Annotated in this window: 20 protein-coding genes; 10 read left to right on the top strand and 10 right to left on the bottom strand. The window is 46.0% G+C overall.

Features of this window, described 5'->3' with window-relative positions; all coding sequences use genetic code 11:
• Positions 1 to 50: 50 nt before the first annotated feature.
• Positions 51 to 1,289, bottom strand: a complete 1,239-nt coding sequence (locus tag HT574_RS00680) for an ABC transporter permease (protein WP_175243101.1) — start codon at positions 1,287 to 1,289, stop codon at positions 51 to 53.
• Positions 1,282 to 2,181 carry an ABC transporter ATP-binding protein gene (locus tag HT574_RS00675; protein ID WP_175243100.1) on the bottom strand — a complete coding sequence of 300 codons (900 nt, stop codon included), beginning with the start codon at positions 2,179 to 2,181 and terminating at the stop codon, positions 1,282 to 1,284. Before HT574_RS00675 ends, HT574_RS00680 begins: the two co-directional genes overlap by 8 nt.
• 142 nt (positions 2,182 to 2,323) lie before the next feature.
• Between HT574_RS00675 and HT574_RS00670 the strand changes: the two genes are divergently transcribed.
• Positions 2,324 to 2,509: a YhzD family protein gene (locus HT574_RS00670; RefSeq protein ID WP_017436761.1), complete on the top strand. Its 186-nt coding sequence runs from the start codon at positions 2,324 to 2,326 to the stop codon at positions 2,507 to 2,509.
• Between the two features lie 420 nt (positions 2,510 to 2,929).
• Here HT574_RS00670 and HT574_RS19695 read toward each other — a convergent pair whose 3' ends face one another.
• Positions 2,930 to 3,088 carry a hypothetical protein gene (locus tag HT574_RS19695; RefSeq protein WP_254698540.1) on the bottom strand — a complete coding sequence of 53 codons (159 nt, stop codon included), beginning with the start codon at positions 3,086 to 3,088 and terminating at the stop codon, positions 2,930 to 2,932.
• Between the two features lie 46 nt (positions 3,089 to 3,134).
• Here HT574_RS19695 and HT574_RS00665 point away from each other — a divergent pair, with 46 nt between their 5' ends.
• Positions 3,135 to 3,731 (top strand): hypothetical protein, encoded by a 597-nt coding sequence (locus HT574_RS00665; protein WP_254698539.1) that lies wholly within the window; start codon positions 3,135 to 3,137, stop codon positions 3,729 to 3,731.
• Between the two features lie 165 nt (positions 3,732 to 3,896).
• Here HT574_RS00665 and HT574_RS00660 read toward each other — a convergent pair whose 3' ends face one another.
• The 4 genes from HT574_RS00660 to HT574_RS00645 all read right to left on the bottom strand — a co-directional run bounded on the left by HT574_RS00660 (position 3,897) and on the right by HT574_RS00645 (position 8,340).
• Positions 3,897 to 5,402 carry a coproporphyrinogen III oxidase gene (locus tag HT574_RS00660; RefSeq protein WP_175243742.1) on the bottom strand — a complete coding sequence of 502 codons (1,506 nt, stop codon included), beginning with the start codon at positions 5,400 to 5,402 and terminating at the stop codon, positions 3,897 to 3,899.
• A 103-nt stretch (positions 5,403 to 5,505) separates the two neighbouring features.
• Positions 5,506 to 6,372 (bottom strand): Cof-type HAD-IIB family hydrolase, encoded by an 867-nt coding sequence (locus HT574_RS00655; RefSeq protein ID WP_175243099.1) that lies wholly within the window; start codon positions 6,370 to 6,372, stop codon positions 5,506 to 5,508.
• A 384-nt stretch (positions 6,373 to 6,756) separates the two neighbouring features.
• Complete coding sequence (locus tag HT574_RS00650) at positions 6,757 to 7,116, bottom strand: YlbF/YmcA family competence regulator (RefSeq protein ID WP_081160636.1); 360 nt, start codon at positions 7,114 to 7,116, stop codon at positions 6,757 to 6,759.
• A 90-nt stretch (positions 7,117 to 7,206) separates the two neighbouring features.
• A complete protein-coding gene (locus HT574_RS00645) occupies positions 7,207 to 8,340 on the bottom strand; it encodes a DUF445 domain-containing protein (protein WP_175243098.1) in 1,134 nt (377 codons plus the stop codon).
• Positions 8,341 to 8,467: 127 nt separating this feature from the next.
• Between HT574_RS00645 and HT574_RS00640 the strand changes: the two genes are divergently transcribed.
• The 4 genes from HT574_RS00640 to HT574_RS00625 are packed head-to-tail and all read left to right on the top strand — an operon-like array spanning position 8,468 to position 13,148.
• Positions 8,468 to 9,556 (top strand): YheC/YheD family endospore coat-associated protein, encoded by a 1,089-nt coding sequence (locus HT574_RS00640; protein WP_175243097.1) that lies wholly within the window; start codon positions 8,468 to 8,470, stop codon positions 9,554 to 9,556.
• Between the two features lie 6 nt (positions 9,557 to 9,562).
• The gene (locus HT574_RS00635; protein ID WP_175243096.1) at positions 9,563 to 10,630 is read left to right on the top strand and encodes a YheC/YheD family endospore coat-associated protein; all 1,068 of its coding nucleotides are present in this window, start codon (positions 9,563 to 9,565) and stop codon (positions 10,628 to 10,630) included.
• Positions 10,627 to 11,976: a YheC/YheD family endospore coat-associated protein gene (locus HT574_RS00630; RefSeq protein WP_175243095.1), complete on the top strand. Its 1,350-nt coding sequence runs from the start codon at positions 10,627 to 10,629 to the stop codon at positions 11,974 to 11,976. The genes HT574_RS00635 and HT574_RS00630 overlap by 4 nt, the downstream gene beginning before the upstream one ends.
• Positions 11,973 to 13,148 carry a YheC/YheD family endospore coat-associated protein gene (locus HT574_RS00625; protein WP_175243094.1) on the top strand — a complete coding sequence of 392 codons (1,176 nt, stop codon included), beginning with the start codon at positions 11,973 to 11,975 and terminating at the stop codon, positions 13,146 to 13,148. Before HT574_RS00630 ends, HT574_RS00625 begins: the two co-directional genes overlap by 4 nt.
• Here the strand turns inward: HT574_RS00625 and HT574_RS00620 are convergent.
• Positions 13,105 to 13,509, bottom strand: a complete 405-nt coding sequence (locus HT574_RS00620) for a hypothetical protein (RefSeq protein WP_175243093.1) — start codon at positions 13,507 to 13,509, stop codon at positions 13,105 to 13,107. The two genes, HT574_RS00625 and HT574_RS00620, sit on opposite strands and share 44 nt — an antisense overlap.
• A gap of 104 nt (positions 13,510 to 13,613) precedes the next feature.
• On the opposite strand from HT574_RS00620, the gene HT574_RS00615 reads away from it, so the two are divergent.
• From HT574_RS00615 to HT574_RS00605, 3 genes are all read left to right on the top strand, one after another.
• On the top strand, positions 13,614 to 13,799 hold the full coding sequence (locus HT574_RS00615; protein ID WP_026078511.1) for a hypothetical protein: 186 nt from the start codon (positions 13,614 to 13,616) through the stop codon (positions 13,797 to 13,799).
• A gap of 91 nt (positions 13,800 to 13,890) precedes the next feature.
• Positions 13,891 to 14,793, top strand: a complete 903-nt coding sequence (locus HT574_RS00610) for a helix-turn-helix domain-containing protein (RefSeq protein WP_175243092.1) — start codon at positions 13,891 to 13,893, stop codon at positions 14,791 to 14,793.
• A gap of 309 nt (positions 14,794 to 15,102) precedes the next feature.
• Positions 15,103 to 16,215 (top strand): ABC transporter ATP-binding protein, encoded by a 1,113-nt coding sequence (locus HT574_RS00605; RefSeq protein WP_017435821.1) that lies wholly within the window; start codon positions 15,103 to 15,105, stop codon positions 16,213 to 16,215.
• Positions 16,216 to 16,277: 62 nt separating this feature from the next.
• On the opposite strand, the gene HT574_RS00600 is transcribed toward HT574_RS00605, so the two are convergent.
• Positions 16,278 to 16,520 (bottom strand): hypothetical protein, encoded by a 243-nt coding sequence (locus tag HT574_RS00600; RefSeq protein ID WP_175243091.1) that lies wholly within the window; start codon positions 16,518 to 16,520, stop codon positions 16,278 to 16,280.
• A 242-nt stretch (positions 16,521 to 16,762) separates the two neighbouring features.
• Between HT574_RS00600 and HT574_RS00595 the strand changes: the two genes are divergently transcribed.
• Complete coding sequence (locus HT574_RS00595) at positions 16,763 to 16,975, top strand: alpha/beta-type small acid-soluble spore protein (RefSeq protein WP_017435819.1); 213 nt, start codon at positions 16,763 to 16,765, stop codon at positions 16,973 to 16,975.
• Between the two features lie 58 nt (positions 16,976 to 17,033).
• Here HT574_RS00595 and HT574_RS00590 read toward each other — a convergent pair whose 3' ends face one another.
• Complete coding sequence (locus HT574_RS00590; protein WP_175243741.1) at positions 17,034 to 17,768, bottom strand: amino acid ABC transporter ATP-binding protein; 735 nt, start codon at positions 17,766 to 17,768, stop codon at positions 17,034 to 17,036.
• Positions 17,769 to 17,785 lie beyond the last annotated feature (17 nt).

The raw sequence follows: 17,785 nt of genomic DNA, 5'->3' as shown, positions 1-17,785 counted from the left end.
TACCACAATTGCGCAAACGCCAGAAAGAAGACCTTGCTTCCCGCAAAGCCTTATTTTTTCGTCAATTGCACCGCTTTTTTCACATCTTTCAGCGAACCAGCCTTTCCGTACATGAGCACCCCGCCTCGGTACACTTTCGATCCGAAAAAGGCAAGCAGCCCGATCGTCGCAACGAGCAGAACGAGGCTGAGCGCCACTTCCCAAAACGGAACAGGAAGCAGCCCGACCCGCAAAAACATAATCATCGGCGTGAAAAACGGAATAAATGATGCCCCCGTAATAAAGGACGACTCTGGCGCGTTTAAGCCAAACATCGCGATCATAAACGCAGCAACGACAATAATCATGACCGGAGTAATCATTGGCTGGACGTCCTCGACGCGGCTGACGAGCGAACCGAGCACGGCAAATAATGTCGCATATAAGAAATAGCCTAAAAGGAAGAAAATAATCGCATACACAAATGTCGAGACAGGAAGATGGTCAAAGCCGAGGAAATTCCACAATTCTTGCCCGCTGCTTTTCAGCGCTGTGAAGCCAATTGCAAATAAAATCGCAAACTGTGTTAAACTAAGAAGCGCAACCCCCAGGATTTTTCCGAACAGCTGCTGGAGCGGAGGAACGCTTGACACCAAAATTTCCATGACGCGCGACGATTTTTCCGTCGCCACCTCTGTGGAAATCATGCCGCCGTACATAAGAACAAACATGTACATCGCAAACAGCAGCACGTAAACGAGAACGCGCGCCTGATTCAGCTCTTCTTCCGTTTTCGCGTTTTTTTCCAACGCCACTTTTTCAAACGGCACCGGCTCATACAATTGCGCGATTTGCTCTTGCTTCAGACCGATTTTTTTGGTCGCAATCGCTGTTTTCAGCTGTTGGAGCGCTTGTTCAAGCTCGCTTGGCGTATCGCTGTCGGCAATCGTGTTTGCATAATACACCGCTTTCGGCAGCTGTTTATCGTCAGCCGAAAGGATAAGGAGCGCATCCCATTTGCCATTTCGGACGGCCGCCTTTGCCTTTTCTTCTGGGCCGGTCACCTTCTTTAACTGGAGATCATCGTGTTTTCCTTGTTTCAGCTGTGCTGCAAGCGGTTCGTAAAACGCTCCCGTGGTATCGATGACCGCCACCGTTGTTTTTTCATCCTTCGTAAAAAATTCAATAATATGCTGGATGTTCGCGATCGCAAAGACAAAGAGACTCGTAATAATCGTTGTGATGATAAACGATTTCGCTTTCAGCTTTGTCGTATACGTATGCCAAAGCACAATCCAAAACTTATTCATACGCCGCACCTACTTTTTCAATAAAAATATCGTTTAACGAAGGCTCTTCCAGCGCAAACTTGCGGATAAATCCTTTGTTGGCAATATGGGAAAGAATTTTTTGCGATACGTCTTCGTTTTCGATTTGTAAATGCACGCCTTCCGCTGTCCGCTTCATTTTGATGACTCCCGGAAACTCCGCCAGCTCATCAAGCGGCATATCAGCATGAATAATAATGTTCTTTTTGCCAAAGGACCGTTTTACTTCTTTCAGCGGCCCGTATACGACCGGCCGCCCGCGATGCATAATGCAAAGATGTTCGCACAATTCTTCGACATGCTCCATGCGATGGCTCGAGAAGACAATCGTCGTTCCATTGTTTTTTAAATCGATGACCGCTTCCTTTAACAGCTCGACATTGACGGGATCAAGTCCGCTGAACGGCTCATCCAAGATTAATAGCTTCGGTTTATGTAACACGGCAGCGATAAATTGAATTTTTTGCTGATTGCCTTTCGACAGCTCCTCAACCCGCTTTTCCGCGTACTCCGGCACGTTAAACCGTTCGAGCCACGCCTCCATTTCTTTCACAATCATCGCCTTATCCAAGCCGCGCAGCCTGCCTAAATAAATAAGCTGCTCCTTTACTTTCAACTTCGGATACAACCCTCGTTCTTCCGGCAAATAACCGATGAGATGGCTTTTCGAGTAGTCAATTTTTTCTCCATTCCACGTAATTGTTCCTTCTGTCGGCTCCAACAAGCCCAAAATCATGCGAAACGTTGTCGTCTTCCCCGCCCCGTTCGCACCAAGAAATCCAAATAAGTTTCCTTCTGGAATCGTTAATGTGACATCATTAACCGCGGTTACCGCGCCAAATCGCTTTGTCACATGCTCTAACTGTAACGCCATTCTCACTCCCCCAGTTTTAGATAAAAATTCCATCATTCTATTACACGTTTATCATAGCGAAAAGTTTCGCTATGTAGAAGGAATTTTTTTAAAAATAGCAAAGTAATAATATGAATCACCATTCAGCAAAGGAGGAGCTCCCATGCCAACGTATATATTAACGGCTTTCGACAAAAGCGGGGAAAAACTGTTGGACGAAACGTTCGAAGCCGCAAATGATGACGAAGCAAAAAAAATCGGTGAACAAAAATTACGCGAACATAACTGTCACGATAAAACGCACCGCTGTGTAACATCAAGCGGAAAGCTGATTCTGTTCCACCGCTGACATGAATAAAGCCCGGTTGCCCAAGGCAATCGGGTTTTGAACAGAAAAGGGCGATGAAAACAGTGAAAGATATGCATGAAACGCAACGGGCAGAACAGCTTCACCATGATGAGCAGGGAAAGTCTTTGCACCTACCGAAGACTTGCAAAGTATTGAATTATAAGCAGCTTGTTAAACATCTATAAAAATAGATAAAATCATGTAAATATCTCCTGTTATCGGACGTAAAGAGGCGGATGTTCTCCATCTTTTCCATTGTCTCCTGGCTTAGGATAAAAAATCATCTCTCCCTTCCTCATGGAAAAGGGAAAGGAAGAAGAGTTGTCGAATATATGTTCTTAAGGATCCAAACAAGGGGGAAGGCAAGGGGATGAAAACGGTTTGGGGAATGAAAATCGTTTCTCATGATGAATCACAACTTCATTTATTAGATGAGCTGATGCGCGTCTTTGGTTCCGCGAAGTGATACGCGTCCACCGTTTGCTCGAGGGATGAAACGCCAAAGACATCATCAAGCGCCTTCCACGCCAATTTCGGCTCAACAAGCGGTTTGTCGAAGATGCGGTCTTGCTTGTTCAATCACTGATTTCTTCCCAACGTGAGCTGCTTCCAACGCTTTTGGAGGATGTGCGGGCGAAAAATCGAAAAAGCCGAAAAGAAAAGCGATGACTACCAACACGGAAGAAAAACACCGAAAAAAGCCGATCTTCCAACATGTCTAGGTGGATTGCACCAACGGTTAGAAAAGATCAAGGCGAAAAAAGCCGAGCTAAAGCGCCATCTCGACCAAGGAACAATTCCACGTGTGATTTTTGGCGGAAAACGAAATTTTTACAAGCGCTTGAAAGGAAACATCACGAACGAAGAATGGAAAGACTTACGCTCTAATCAGTTGTACGCCAGAGGCGATAAAAGCAAGACGTACCAATGTTATGTAGAAATCGCCAATCCACTTGGACAACCAAAAGGGAAACACGCTCCACGCTTGAGGATGCCTGTGTCTGTTCCTGAAAAATATGAAAAGGAAATCATCGATCTTGTCATGGGAGAACCCAGTCGGAGTGAATGCAAAAGGAAAGCCGGTCATTCAATATCATATATCGTCGAAATCCAACGCAAAAACGGGGAGATTTTTATAAATTTTAGTAACCAGGCGTATGGAGCCGGGAGAGCTTTCGGCTCGATTCACATCCTAAAAGAATTGGATGGATTGGGTGTATGATTGCCTGCTTTGTTTTTATAATGGTAGCTATTGTTATCCTAAATTTCTTCAACGAATAATCTCTCCATCTCAGTTTACGTCTATATATTCAGTGAAACCCTTTCTTTAAACCTTAAACTACAAAAGACAGGCCCCAGACATTTGTCCGAAGCCCGTCCGTTTCGCCTATCCAAACAACTTTTCCATCATTTTCAGTTTTTCTTCTGTATAGTGGACAAAGTGCTCGTTGTACACTTTCGGTTCTTTCGGATTGGCAAAGCGGGTAATTTTCCGTGTTTTCGGATCGACAAACTTGCTTGAGGCGCCGCAGCCAAGCCCGATAATTGATTGTTGTTCTTCCATAATCATAATGTTGTAGATGCTTTCTTTTCCCGGCAAGGCGTATCCGACATTTTCAAGGTTGCCGAGAATGTTTTTTTGCCGGTACAAATAATACGGAACGTAGCCGTGCCGCTTCGTCCACTCTTGGGCGGCTTTCATCATTTCGCTGATTTCATCGCGGTCGGCAACTTTATATTTCGCTTTGTTTTTCGTCATTTCCGATGCCCGTTTAAACGAGAGCGTGTGCACTGTTAACGACTCCGGCATGAGTTTTTCCGTTTCCGCTAATGTGTAAGAAAACTCTTTCAGCCCTTCTCCCGGAAGGCCGATGATTAAATCCATGTTAATGTTGTTCATACCCATCTCGCGGGCGAGGTGGAATTTTTCAATCGTTTCGTCGACCGTATGGTGGCGGCCGATTGCTTTTAACGTTTCTTGAATGTACGACTGCGGGTTAATGCTGATGCGGTCAATGTTCCATTTTTTCAGAACGTTCAGCTTCTCCGGCGTAATCGTGTCCGGGCGCCCCGCTTCGACCGTGATTTCGCGGACGCGCTCGACGTTTGGGAACGACTCATACATTTCCTCATACAGCTGATCCATTTCTTCGGCGGTAATGCTCGTTGGCGTGCCGCCACCGTAATAAATCGTCGTAATATTGATGCCGCGCTCTTTTAAAAAGCGGCCGATTGCGCGCATTTCGTAATGCAGACCGGCTAAAAAGGCATCGACGGAACCTTGGCGTCCATTAATGGCGTACGCTGGAAACGTGCAATAAGCGCATTTCGTCGGGCAAAACGGGATGCCGATATAAATGCTGACCTCTTGAGCAAGGTCGTACAAATTCGGCACGACCGTGAGCTGGCGGTCGACAATGTCCTGCATCAGCTGAATTTTTTCTTCTGTTACTAAATAATCTTCGCGAAGCTGGCGGTGCGCTTCGTCTTTAGAAAGCCCGGAACGCAACATTTTATGCAATAATTTGACGGGGCGGATCCCCGTCAGCACGCCCCATTGCTGGATGAGGCCGGTGTATTGCTGCAGCAACGTCAAGTAGACATGAAATACGGCGTACTTCACTTGCTTAAACCGTTCTTTTTCCTCTTGAAAATTTGATATGTCCCGTGCATGATCCGCTTCATATCTATTGCCGGTGGATGATTCGGTTAATATTCCATGAACATGGATAGACTCCTGGCCATTAACGGAAAATGCAACCGTTATATCCGCATCTGGAGCAGGCGCGAATGCCAATTCATATTCTTCATAAAACAACCCTGTAATGACTTCCAGCGGTCGTTGAAATCGTCCGGTATCGTGCAATCCTTGAATTTCAATGCGCAATGAAATCACCTTTCCCTATCAGGCTTACTTAAGTGTACAGAAAGTGTTTTTTGCCCGTCAAGTGAAACAGCGCAAAAAAGCTGGGATCAATCTATCCCAGCTTTTCCATTTATCGTTTCATTTTCAGCTTCCGCAAAAACTCTGGGCGCTGCTGCTTGCGGAAATGTTCTTTGATCATGTAAGCGACGCCGAGCTGTTCGTTCGAACGCGTCACCCAGTCTGCGACTTTTTTCACTTCCGCTGGAGCGTTGCCCATCGCGACGCCTAAACCAGCCGCTTCGATTGCCGGAATGTCATCGACGCCATCACCAATGACAACCATTTCTTTTAAAGAAATGCCTAAATAATGCCCAAGCCGGCGCAATCCCGTGAGTTTAGACACTCCTTGCGGGACAATTTCCATTTTCCCGTTTGGATGCATAATCATGTCAATAGTTGAAAACGCTTTGGCCAGCACGGCGGCGGCTTCGTCCCGCTCCGCGTCGCTGGCAAAATACACATCGATTTTCGGAACAGCCAGCGGTTCATCCATGAGCACATCGCCAAGCGAATCGACAAACTGTGTCGGGTAAAAAAATGGATCGCCAGATGATAATACCGTTTTGACAACTAAATTTTTTTTCACTTTTGTTCGATTGCCGAGTGAATACCGTTCGTGCATCAAGCGAATATTGCAGTTAAAGTTTTCTAGTATCTGCACGATATTAAACGTCCGTTCTTCCGGAATAAGCTCTTCAAACAGTTTTTCGTTCAATGATTTGCCGATGATGGCACCTTGGAACGTAATGAGTTCGCTCTCTAATTTTAACGCCCTTGCGACTTTTCGTGCTGCGAGCAAATTGCGACTTGTCAAAAGCGTGATATACACTCCTTTTTTCTTGACATATTCGACCGCTTCCTTTGTTTCGCGCTGCAACCGGCCGTTGTTTTTTAAAATGGTTCCGTCAATATTAAGAGCAAGCAATTTGTAAGCCACTGCTGTCTCCCCCTTTTGTGAAAAAAGTCGATCTTGCTCGCTTTTCTTGTTGTGTTCGCCGCCTCCGCTTTTCAGATTGTCTAGCTTCGGCGGATAGCTCTCTTGCGCGAAATAACCTTCGCCCTTGAAGTGCAAGCACTTCCGCAGACGAAGAACATTTCGCTTCGAGAGCTGTTCGCGCCGCCTCCACTTTTCTTCTTTGTCTAGCTTCGGCGGCTAGCCTTCTTCTGCCAAATAACCTTCTCCCTCGGGGTGACAAGCACCCCTGCGGTCGAAGAACATTTGGCTTCGAAGGCTAATCGCGCCGCCTCCGCTTTTCTTCCTATCACTTCATAGCTATGATAAAACGGACAAAAAAAGAACACTCAATATGAGTGTTCGTCATTATTCCGTTTCCATGAAAGAACGGTACAGCTCTTCGAGCGGTTTCATCGCGATGCGCTGGATGTCAGCCAAGAGCATGCTCATCCGCTGTTCGAGCGCCATCAACTGTGCGAGTTTTTCGTTTTGCTGGGCGAGGATCATCGCTTTTTGCGCATGTTCGACTTCTTCCGGAAAAATTTCCGCCCCAGTCAGTTGTTTTTCATGCATCCGCATTTGCGCATCTCGGAAATTGGTAAATAGGCGGTACGCCGTTTCATCTTGGCGCACCGCTTCGTACGCCTGCTTTAACTGCTGAAAATCGTGGCTTGCGCGGATCGCTTTCTCAAGCTGCTCGGCAAGATCATATAGCTGATTGGACATAAAAAAGCCTCCTATAAAAAGTAACGTATCTCTATCATAACGTATGCGCCGAGAAAAAGCGATATGACTAATAAAAAGCAAGGGGAAATCTTACATCCATAAGCCGATGATGCCTTGAGCCGCACCGATGATTCCTCCTAGCAGCGCGCCTAAATACGTAATCATTTTTAATTCGCGACTCGCGATCGATAAAATGATTGCTTCAAGGCGTTCAATGGAAAACGATTCAACTTCGGAACGGACGATGTCCGCCAGCTGCAGGCGGGTGATAATCGTTTCCACTTGACCGCTGATCCATTGGCTGCCCGCTTCCGCCACTTGCGGAATCCATTCGTTCATCATCCGCTCTTGATACGGAGCAACCATATCGGCGACCGGCTGTTCGAGAATATCGTTTCGTTCGACCACATCAAGCGCAAAATGATGAAGCATTTCACAAATCCGCTCTTTTCCAATCAATTCTTCTACCGCGATAAGCGGATAGCTTGTCAGCTTATTCCATTCCGTCCATAAAAGACGAGCCAGCAGCTCTCTTGTCCCAGAATGGCGCAAAAATTTTATGATTTCCGGCTGCACTTTGTCCACAAGGTTGACGTTGCCAAGAAACATTTGCAGCATATTTCCAAGCATCCCGCGACCGCTAAAAAATTCGTCAATCATTTTCGCAATTCGCCCTTTTCCTTCCTCGCTTTCGAAATAGTCGAGCGCCCGGTCGGCAATGTAGTTGGCGAGATCGCCGATGCGCTCTTCCATTTTTAATTGCACTTCGTCAGGAAATATATCACGGATCGCTTTTGCGCGCATCGTTGCCATCCACTGCTCATACGCCTTGTCCACCCACTGCGTCGCCTTTATGCAAAGCAGCTCTTTGGCATTTTCGATTCCCGCGCGCTGCAGAAGCTCCGCGACCGTATTTCGGCGGGAAAGCCATTCTTCCGCGTGCCGCCGTGCCCAGTCAATCATGCTGTCCATCAAGTCACGAGCCACTAATTTGCGACGAATCCCTTCCGGCGTCAATAAATGTTCAACGACCGTTTTGCCAAGCTGTTCAGCCAGCTCCCTCCGCCGTTTTGGAATCAGTCCTGGAGTAAACGGAAGCCGTTTTCCAAACCAATAAATCGGCTCATATGGCCGAAATAGCATTTGAATGGCGAGAAAATTTGTCACTCCGCCAATCAGCGCCCCGACCGCAATCATAAATAGCAAGTAAAAAATAGTCTCCATGTTTTTCCCCTTTCACGCCTATAAGATAATCACCAAAATTAAGCGAACATCATACGATACGATATAAACATTTGCCTAATTTTTCATTATAGGGCTTGCGCGACGGAAGCGCAAATGAGGGAGAACAATGAATCAGCAGCCAACGGTCGCCGTGTTGACGGAAATTTTCCATAAGGATTCGTGTGTTCATTTCGGATCGATTCATGATTTTTGCGAGGAACTAGCGAACTATAGCATGCAGCGCCAGCTTATTTTCTACGTCACGTCTTTGTCGATGTATTTAAAGAACGAAAAGAGCGGCTACCGCTGGATCGATGGGGAATGGAGAGAAACGAAAGTCCCCCCTGCGAACGTGATCTATAACCGCCTCCACTCACGGAAGGCTGAACATTCTTATTTATTTGAGCAGCTGATCGAACAACTGAAAAACGAGCACGTTCTGATGTTTAACCATCGTTTTTTGCATAAATGGGAAGTGCACCAATATTTAGCAAGCCATTCGTACTTGCATCCTTATTTACCGAAAACGGAATTATTCAGGAATAAACAAACGCTTGATAGCGTTGTTGAACGGTTTCCCGTCGTATTTATTAAACCGATCCACGGCAGTCAAGGGCGGCATATTTTTCGTATTGAAAACAAGGAAACCGGCTTCCTCCTTGACTACTCGACGTCAATGAAAGATGCGGTGCAACAGTATGCTTCCACTTCGGAGCTGTTTGCCGCCTTAAAAGAACGGCTAAAGTCGGCGGCGATTATTCAGCAAGGAATCGATATGCAAACGATTGACGGACGGCCGATCGATTTCCGCCTTTTGTGCCACCGCGCCCATGACAGCGAATGGCGTGTGACATCGGCCGTCGCACGTATAGCGAATCAAGAACAGTTTGTTGCCAACCTTGCTCGCGGCGGAGAAATCGTCCCGATCGACAACGTGCTGCAACAATGGTATGAACGAAGGAAAGCGTTTCAGCAAAAAATGCTGTTAAAAGACATTGCCATCGAAGTATCAACCGTTTTAGCCAGTGAAGCGGAAGGATTGTATGGGGAATTCGGCATTGATCTAGCGATAGATCGGGAACATAAACCATGGATTATTGAAGTGAACACCAAGCCATCGAAACAGACCAACATGTCAATATCGAAACATTTTATTCGTCCGTCGGCGAAAGCCATTATCGACTATTGTCTGTCACTGATCGACGAAAAGGAGTGATTCGCCTTGATTTCTCTTGGATTTATCACGATTGAGGAACAACAGGAAATGGAATACTGTACAGAAATCGCGAAACGTGCCGGCCGTTACGGCATTGCTGTCTACCGCTTTACCCCGCTTGATATCGATCCGTTAACGGAAAAAGTTCATGGCCGCGCTTTTGATGAAAAAAGGCAAGCATGGACGAAAAGCACGTTTGATATTCCATCGTTTTTATACGACCGCTGTTTTTATCGTTCCGATATCCGTTCGAAAAAATGCAAACCAATCATGCAATGGCTGAAACGCCGGCCGGACCTTGTCTTTTTAGGATACGGATTTCCAGGTAAATGGGACGTATATGAGAAAATGATCGAGCATCCGCTGCTGTCCCCTTATGTGCCGAAAACCGCCCGTTTGCAGTCGTCCGCCGACATTTTGCGCATGATTCGCCGCGAGCAAGCGGTCATTTGCAAACCGGAGAACGGAGCGGGCGGCCGCGGCATTTATGTCATCCAAAAAGCAGAAAGGAAGCTTCATATTTGCGATGCATCCGGGCAGACCACCGCTTTGGTTGGACAAAAAAGCGAACTGGAGCAATGGATCTCTACATTATTGCAACAACATTCCTACTTGATACAGCCGTTTTTGCCGTTGCAGACAAAAGAAAACGAACCGTTTGACGTCCGCTTCCTGTTCCAAAAAGATGGAACCGGCAAATGGATAGAGCGATGCCGCGCCGTGCGGGTCGGACACCCGGGAATGTTTATCGCCAACGTCCGCGCCGGTGCCGACGTTCGTGATTTTTCCGGGTGGATCCGTTCCTTTCCTTCTTCACAGCGCATTTTGATTATCGATGGCATCGAAACCATTATTCGCGCCCTCCCGTCCTACATGGATGAACAATTCGGCCCTCTCTTCGAATTAGGGCTTGATATTGGTATTACAAAAGAAGGCGGTGTATGGATCATCGATGTCAATTCCAAGCCAGGAAGAAAGATCGTGGCCGCGCTTCATCCTGACAAAAAGGACGACGTATACGAAGCGCCGCTGCAATATTGTTTGTTTCTCGCCAACGAGGTGAATATCTTATGACCTATTCATTAATGATTCAGGAAAAAGAAGAAAATACGATCTATCTTCCATCAACCATTTCTCTCTCCGGGCAGACGATGGCGGCATTTGGAAGCGTCTCTACCCCTTGCCGTTTTGTTTCCTCTCCTCTTTTAGACCAACAGATTATCGTGACAAAAGACGTAGCACGACGCTTGTACATTCCGTTTGCCGCGGACGTCCATCTTGTTCTCGATAACGATACCATTCATCTCGGTCCGCTCGTTGGCATTTTTACCGCCGGATTTACGAAATCACCGCTTCGTCCTGTCGGGAAGCGCAGCTTCTTCTTTGCGAAATTGCTCTCCCAGGAGAAGAAAGTCGGCGGATTTGCTTTTCTATTTGGTGCCCATCATATCCACTGGGAAACCGGAACGGTAACCGGCTATTTTTATACAGAAAGCGGTTGGGTGCAGCGGGAAGTGCCACTGCCAACCGTTATTTACAACCGCCTGCCAAATCGCCGCATTGAAAACAGCGAAACATTCCAAACGATTAAAGAAACGCTAAAAAACCAATATGGCATTCCTTGGTTTAATGAAAACTTTTTCAATAAATGGGAAGTATACTGCCTGTTAAAGGAGCATCCGCACTCCCGGCCCTATCTTCCCGATACTTCGCTTCATCCTACCGTAGAAACTGTTCAACGTTTTTTAGAACGTTATGGCGAAGCATATTTAAAACCGACCAACGGCAGCCTTGGTTTTGGCATTTACCATCTTGTAAAGAAAAATGGCCAATACGAATGCCGATTTCGCGACGAACATGGATACAACCGGATGCGCATCTTTCCGACATTATCTTCGCTATGGCAACACCTATTTTCGCATCAAAAATTGGACCATTATATTATCCAGCAAGGGATTCGGCTCATTGAAGTCAACGGCAGAAAGGTCGATTTTCGCATCCATACGAATAAAAATGAACAAGGCGCTTGGCAAGTGAGTGCGGTCGCGGCAAAAATCGCCGGAAAGCGAAGCGTAACCACCCACATGAACAACGGCGGCATTGTGAAAACAATGGAAGAAATTTTTCCTGACGCCTCCGTCCGCCAGCGCATTCTCAAGCGGCTTCATGACGCTGCTCTCACGCTAAGCCGCGGCCTGGAAGAGCAGATGGGCATCACGATCGGCGAAATCGGCTTTGACATCGGCCTTGACCAAAAGCAGAATATTTGGATGTTTGAAGCCAATTCCAAACCAGGAAGATCGATTTTTAAACATCCAAAGCTAAAGCAGGATGATGAGCGGACCGCAATGCTTTCCCTTGCTTATGCCGTCTATTTAAGCAAAAAAACCATTGCCGAACCAGAGGCGTTATTGCAATGACCGTTATTTATTACAATCAAGATAGAGGCGCATGGTTTCATCAAGACCACGGCCGCGCCTACTCGTTTGGTTGCAATGGGCTGCTGCCGTTTTCTGACGATACGCCATCGTTTTCCCTTCCTGTAAAAGAGAAAAACGGAAAAATCGGGCCGCTCGTCGGCATCATGGTTAGTGAATCATCTATTCCGGTCCTGCTCAACAGGAAAAAGCGCTATATCGAACTCATCGTCCATTGCCTGCAAAAAGCCGGGGGGATCGGCGTCGTTTGTCCGGTCAACGCAATCGGTGAACATGCCATTCGCGGATATGTATTCGTTCCAGCGCTGGATCGATGGGTACCCGTTACCGCCCCGCTTCCTGATGTTTTTTATAACCGAATCAAAAGCCGGCAGGAAGAAAAATCAACGGTATTCCAACAGACCGTTGCTCGTTTTGGAAACCTCTGCATCCCTTTTTTTAACCGCACTTTTTTTACAAAATGGGAAATATATGAGACGCTCGTGAAAAATGAACGACTGCGGGCCCATTTGCCGCATACGGTGCCAGTGCAGCACATCGACGATATACAGAACATGTTGAAAACGTACGGAAGTGTCTATATGAAGCCAAACGACGGGGCAAAAGGAAAAGGGATTTTCCGCCTTACCGCTTCTCTGTTACCGAATACAATCCTTTACGAGCACATCAACGGCAAAAAAACGCTCGCCTCCCTTGACGAACTGGCCCCGCTTTTGGCGGCGACACGCTACATTGCCCAGCAAGCAATCGACGCCGATACATGGAATGGACAACGCTATGATTTGCGCGTTCTCGTTCATTATAAACATGGCCGCTACATCATCAGCGGCATCGGCGTCCGGTTGGCACAAACGCAGCAGCTGACGACCCACGTCTTAAACGGCGGAACCATTTTACCATATTCCGAAGTAAGGGAGCGCGTCGATGAAAAAGAGCTGCACAGCCTCCTTGACGCCTGCGGAAAAGAAATAAGCGGCCGTTTTGGCTTTGTCGGCGAGTTTTCCGCCGATATCGGCGTCGGCAAAGACGGCACATTGTACGTATATGAGCTCAACGCCAAGCCGATGATTTTTGACGAACCGGATATTCAGCAGAACGGTGCAAAACAACTTATTTCTCTATTTGCGGAGCTAGCTGGGTTTGCACCATCGTAAAAAATAAGCGGCTGTATTGCATCGCTTGCTGCAAAACTTGATCCGCCGCCTTTTGCGCGGCTCCTGACAAACCTTTTCTTGCCTTTCGACATAACATTGCTTTTTTCAATTCCTGCAAGCAAAGCCTGTGCAGCAGTTCAGAAGAAAAAGCATGCACCACCTCTTCCCTGTCGCTTTCTGCATATGTCCCGGCAAGCAAATAATGAATGTATTGCCAAAGTTGATATTGACGCTTGGCATCTTCTAAATATCGTATGAATTGCTGCTGCCACGTTTCCTCCTCCACTGTTTCCATGAGCCGTTCTGCCAGCTGGGCGGATGTGGAGGTAATGTGCAACAGTTGTTTCACCATGCGTATCATTGCCTTTCCCTCCTTGCTTGTCCTACTGTTTGCCATATATATGACGAGCGCGGATATTCTATGCCTTTTTCACACAAACTAAAAAACAAGGAGGGAACATCATGATGGAACGAAACGAACGGTCGCTCCAAGATTCTCAATATGAGGGCCGCGACGAATACTATATGGACATCGATCGAATGATTAATGAAGGTATGGCGGGCGGCTATGTCCATGGCCGTGAAGACGCCGTCAATATCGAAGAGGCGCGCGACTTAGTCAAAGAAGAACCGCCTCATGAAACAACATAATCATGCAAAAAACCGATTTTCCTTGCGACAAGGAAAATCGGTTTTTTGTATTATAATGAAATTAACATGAAGAAAGAAAGGAAACGTACCGATGCTTGAACGGCTAAAATCTTATTACAAAGATGCAATCGTCATTAACGAACAGGTCGCTGACGCCGCTAGATATGAATGGTTTTATACAAAAGAGGGAGATAAAATCGGCATCGATAAACACCGCCTATCCAAACGGGAGAAACAGTTATTGTCGATCTTTCTCACCCCGATTCTTGACGCGGATCGTACGATGAGCGAAGAAGAGCAGGCATGGCAGCGATGGATCATGCACGAAGATGCAACGATGCTGCAGCATCTCTTCTCCCTGCCTCCATATTGCCGTTTTATTCACTTTATAACAAAAAGATCGGTTACAAATAAAGACGACTTTTACGATGCCGTGAGCGGATTGTTCCCTGACCCGATTACAATCGTTTGGGAGCATGAACATCGCGGCGTCATTATTGAGAAGAAACAAAAGCAAGCGGCAGAACCTTTGCCATTTGCTGATATTATCGATACGCTGGCAACCGATTTTTACGCTACCATTCATTTATTTATCGGACAAATCCATCCGTACGATGATCAGCTTTACGAGTCATTCCGCTATGAAAAACGTTGCTTCGAGTTAGCCCAGACATATATGCCGAAACAGACGGTCTATCAAATGGAAGATGTGATTCCGCTTTTGCTGATTCATGGCCATCCCGAACTGGAAGCGGTCAAAAAGGCCTTTCCTTTTCTCAAAACATTGGACGATGAATGGCTGCGGATCATACAAACATTTCTGCAATGCAATCTTAACGTTTCCATGGCAGCGAAAAAATTATATATGCACCGCAACAGCCTGCAATACCGCATTGATAAATTTATTGAAAAAACAGGAATCGATATTAAACATTTTAAAGGGGCGGTAGCCGTTTATTTGGCAATATTGTTGCAGCAATATACAGATCAATAAACGCTGCTGAGTCCAATGGAAGCCAAGCACGTTTAAAATGGTAACGGAATGCCCCCCTTTTTATTTTTACTAAGAAAAAAGCAAACGTTGTTCGGCCGCTTAACAACCAAAAAAGTGGATGCTCTATTTTTTCTTACTAGAAGCAGAATCTTCAGGTGAAACTGATATCGTTTTCCTATCGTCTTTGCCGTTTGGCATCTTGCCAAAAATGACGACTCTTTTTTGTGCAAATTGTCCATTTACGAATCTTCCTATTTTTCTGTATGCTTAAAGCGGTTGAAACCGATTTCATAATGGAGGTGCGTGACAATGGCAGAACTTCGTTTAGAGCACATTTATAAAATTTACGATAACAACGTCACAGCGGTAAAAGATTTCAACTTGCATATTCAAGACAAAGAATTCATCGTTTTTGTCGGTCCGTCCGGCTGCGGAAAATCGACAACATTGCGGATGATTGCCGGTCTTGAGGAAATTTCAAAAGGCGACTTGTATATCGACGGCAAGCGGATGAACGATGTTCCGCCAAAAGACCGCGATATTGCGATGGTATTTCAAAACTATGCGCTTTATCCGCATATGAGCGTCTATGATAACATGGCATTCGGCTTGAAATTACGCAAATTCCCGAAAGCGGAAATCGAACGACGCGTCCGTGAAGCAGCGCGCATTCTCGGACTGGAACAATATCTGGACCGCAAGCCAAAAGCTCTTTCCGGTGGTCAGCGTCAACGCGTCGCGCTAGGCCGCGCCATCGTCCGTGATGCCAAAGTATTTTTAATGGACGAGCCGCTTTCCAACTTGGATGCCAAACTGCGCGTACAAATGCGTTCCGAAATTGCGAAATTGCATCAACGTTTGGAAACGACAACGATTTACGTCACCCACGACCAAACGGAAGCAATGACGATGGCAACACGGCTAGTAGTGATGAAAGACGGGGTTATTCAACAAGTCGGCACGCCAAGAGAAGTATATGAAAAACCGGAAAATATTTTCGTCGGCGGCTTTATCGGCTCCCCAGCGATGAACTTTATTAAAGGAACACTGCAGGACGGCAAGTTTGTTGTCGGCAATATTAGACTCGATGTTCCGGAAGGAAAAATGAAAGCGCTTCGCGATCAAGGCTACGTCGGCAAGGAAGTCATCTTAGGCATTCGTCCAGAAGATATCCATGATGAACCACTCTTCCTTGAATCATCGCCAAATACGAAAATTACCGCCCACGTTGAGGTAGCCGAGCTGCTTGGTGCAGAATCGATGATTTATTCCAATATTAATGGACAAGAATTTGTCGCGCGCATCGACGCCCGCACGGAAATCAAGCCAGGCCACCAATTAGACCTTGCCTTAGATATGAACAAAGCGCACTTTTTCGATATCGAAACGGAAAAACGAATCCGTCCTGCTAATGAAAAATAACGATATGGTTCCCCCTTATTTTCATATAAACGCTATACAGGCTCTAGCGATGATGCTAGAGCCTATTCTTTAATAAACCGCACTTCTTCCTGCTTGCAGTATGGACAGTAAAACAGATGCACACATTCATGGTTGGCTAATGTGTGCGGATAGCCATCCACTAATTTCATCATATTGATATCCATATAAGGACTATAGTCATCAAAATAATCGGTTATCTTTCCTTGATCCTGCATCGGCTGTTGACAATGGTTGCAATATACCGTCACCTTACACAATCCGTTGCATAGTGGGCAAATGTTCATGCTGTTTCCTCCTAAACACAATCCCTTATTTTACATATTCCCTGATTTCGGCAACGGTAAAACGTTAAAAATTTCCATAAAAAATCGGTGAATAATGAACACAAAACGTTTCAAACTATTAGTGCAAGCAACCAATAACCCATTGGGTTCAGCCAAGCTTGGCAGCATGCTTTATAGCATGCGTTGCTGGTGCAATTCCAGCTAACCCAGCCAACAAAACTCAAACAAGGAGATGATGACACATGGCACGTAACAACAATTCTAACCAATTGTTAGTTGCTGGTGCGCAACAAGCAATCGACCAAATGAAGTATGAAATCGCTCAAGAATTTGGTGTAAATCTTGGCCCTGATACCACTTCTCGCGCTAACGGTTCTGTTGGCGGCGAAATTACAAAACGTCTTGTCGCAATGGCCCAACAACAACTTGGCGGTCAATTCGGCGCTCGCCAATAACAACTTCATATACATGGCTAAAGCCCCAGGCGCCTTGCCTGGGGCTTCATTTGTCTTGTTACTCGATGAGTTGTAAAAATTGTTTTGTGCGTTCATGTTTTGGTGAAACGAGCAACTGTTCTGGAGCTCCTCTTTCTACGATGATTCCTCCATCCATAAAAACCACTTCATCGGCTGCTTCTTTCGCAAACCTCATTTCATGAGTGACGACGATCATTGTCATCCCTTCATTTGCTAAACTTTTCATGACTTTCAGTACTTCACCGACAAGCTCTGGATCCAATGCTGATGTCGGTTCATCAAACAGCATGACTTCCGGTTCCATAGCAAGCGCCCGCGCAATCCCGACACGCTGCTGTTGCCCTCCAGACAGCTGAAATGGATAATGGTGCGCTTTATCTTCGAGTCCCACTTTAGCTAATAATTCCATCGCTTTTTCCCGCGCATGTTCTTTCTTTTCCCGTTTAACCGTAACAGGTCCTTCCATGACATTTTCCAGCGCAGTCATATGCGGAAACAAATTATAGTTTTGGAACACCATTCCTGTTAACCGACGAAATTCATGAATCTCACGCTTCGTCACAGGCTTCGAAAAATCAAGCTGACTATTTGCTATCGAAATTTTCCCTTTCGTCGGCGTTTCAAGCGCATTTAAACAACGCAAAAACGTCGTCTTTCCCGACCCTGATGGACCGATAATAACCACTACTTTTCCTTTTTCTACTGTGATATCGATCCCTTTTAATACTTCTATGTCACCAAATTGCTTATATAAACCTTGAACAGAAATCATCATGATATCTCCTTATC

It is taken from the genome of Parageobacillus sp. VR-IP, assembly GCF_013357975.1.
Taxonomy (GTDB): domain Bacteria; phylum Bacillota; class Bacilli; order Bacillales; family Anoxybacillaceae; genus Saccharococcus; species Saccharococcus caldoxylosilyticus.
Note: the sequence above shows the minus strand (reverse complement) of the source record. Positions and strands in the feature narration are given on the sequence as shown.

Excerpts from the sequence above, each read along its gene's own strand:
- HT574_RS00680 (WP_175243101.1), bottom strand. The coding sequence starts at position 1,289 with ATGAATAAGTTTTGGATTGTGCTTTGGCATACGTATACGACAAAGCTG.
- HT574_RS00675 (WP_175243100.1), bottom strand. The coding sequence starts at position 2,181 with ATGGCGTTACAGTTAGAGCATGTGACAAAGCGATTTGGCGCGGTAACC.
- HT574_RS00670 (WP_017436761.1), top strand. The coding sequence starts at position 2,324 with ATGCCAACGTATATATTAACGGCTTTCGACAAAAGCGGGGAAAAACTG.
- HT574_RS00665 (WP_254698539.1), top strand. The coding sequence starts at position 3,135 with ATGTGCGGGCGAAAAATCGAAAAAGCCGAAAAGAAAAGCGATGACTAC.
- HT574_RS00650 (WP_081160636.1), bottom strand. The coding sequence starts at position 7,116 with ATGTCCAATCAGCTATATGATCTTGCCGAGCAGCTTGAGAAAGCGATC.
- HT574_RS00645 (WP_175243098.1), bottom strand. The coding sequence starts at position 8,340 with ATGGAGACTATTTTTTACTTGCTATTTATGATTGCGGTCGGGGCGCTG.
- HT574_RS00640 (WP_175243097.1), top strand. The coding sequence starts at position 8,468 with ATGAATCAGCAGCCAACGGTCGCCGTGTTGACGGAAATTTTCCATAAG.
- HT574_RS00630 (WP_175243095.1), top strand. The coding sequence starts at position 10,627 with ATGACCTATTCATTAATGATTCAGGAAAAAGAAGAAAATACGATCTAT.
- HT574_RS00625 (WP_175243094.1), top strand. The coding sequence starts at position 11,973 with ATGACCGTTATTTATTACAATCAAGATAGAGGCGCATGGTTTCATCAA.
- HT574_RS00620 (WP_175243093.1), bottom strand. The coding sequence starts at position 13,509 with ATGATACGCATGGTGAAACAACTGTTGCACATTACCTCCACATCCGCC.
- HT574_RS00615 (WP_026078511.1), top strand. The coding sequence starts at position 13,614 with ATGGAACGAAACGAACGGTCGCTCCAAGATTCTCAATATGAGGGCCGC.
- HT574_RS00610 (WP_175243092.1), top strand. The coding sequence starts at position 13,891 with ATGCTTGAACGGCTAAAATCTTATTACAAAGATGCAATCGTCATTAAC.
- HT574_RS00605 (WP_017435821.1), top strand. The coding sequence starts at position 15,103 with ATGGCAGAACTTCGTTTAGAGCACATTTATAAAATTTACGATAACAAC.
- HT574_RS00600 (WP_175243091.1), bottom strand. The coding sequence starts at position 16,520 with ATGAACATTTGCCCACTATGCAACGGATTGTGTAAGGTGACGGTATAT.
- HT574_RS00595 (WP_017435819.1), top strand. The coding sequence starts at position 16,763 with ATGGCACGTAACAACAATTCTAACCAATTGTTAGTTGCTGGTGCGCAA.
- HT574_RS00590 (WP_175243741.1), bottom strand. The coding sequence starts at position 17,768 with ATGATTTCTGTTCAAGGTTTATATAAGCAATTTGGTGACATAGAAGTA.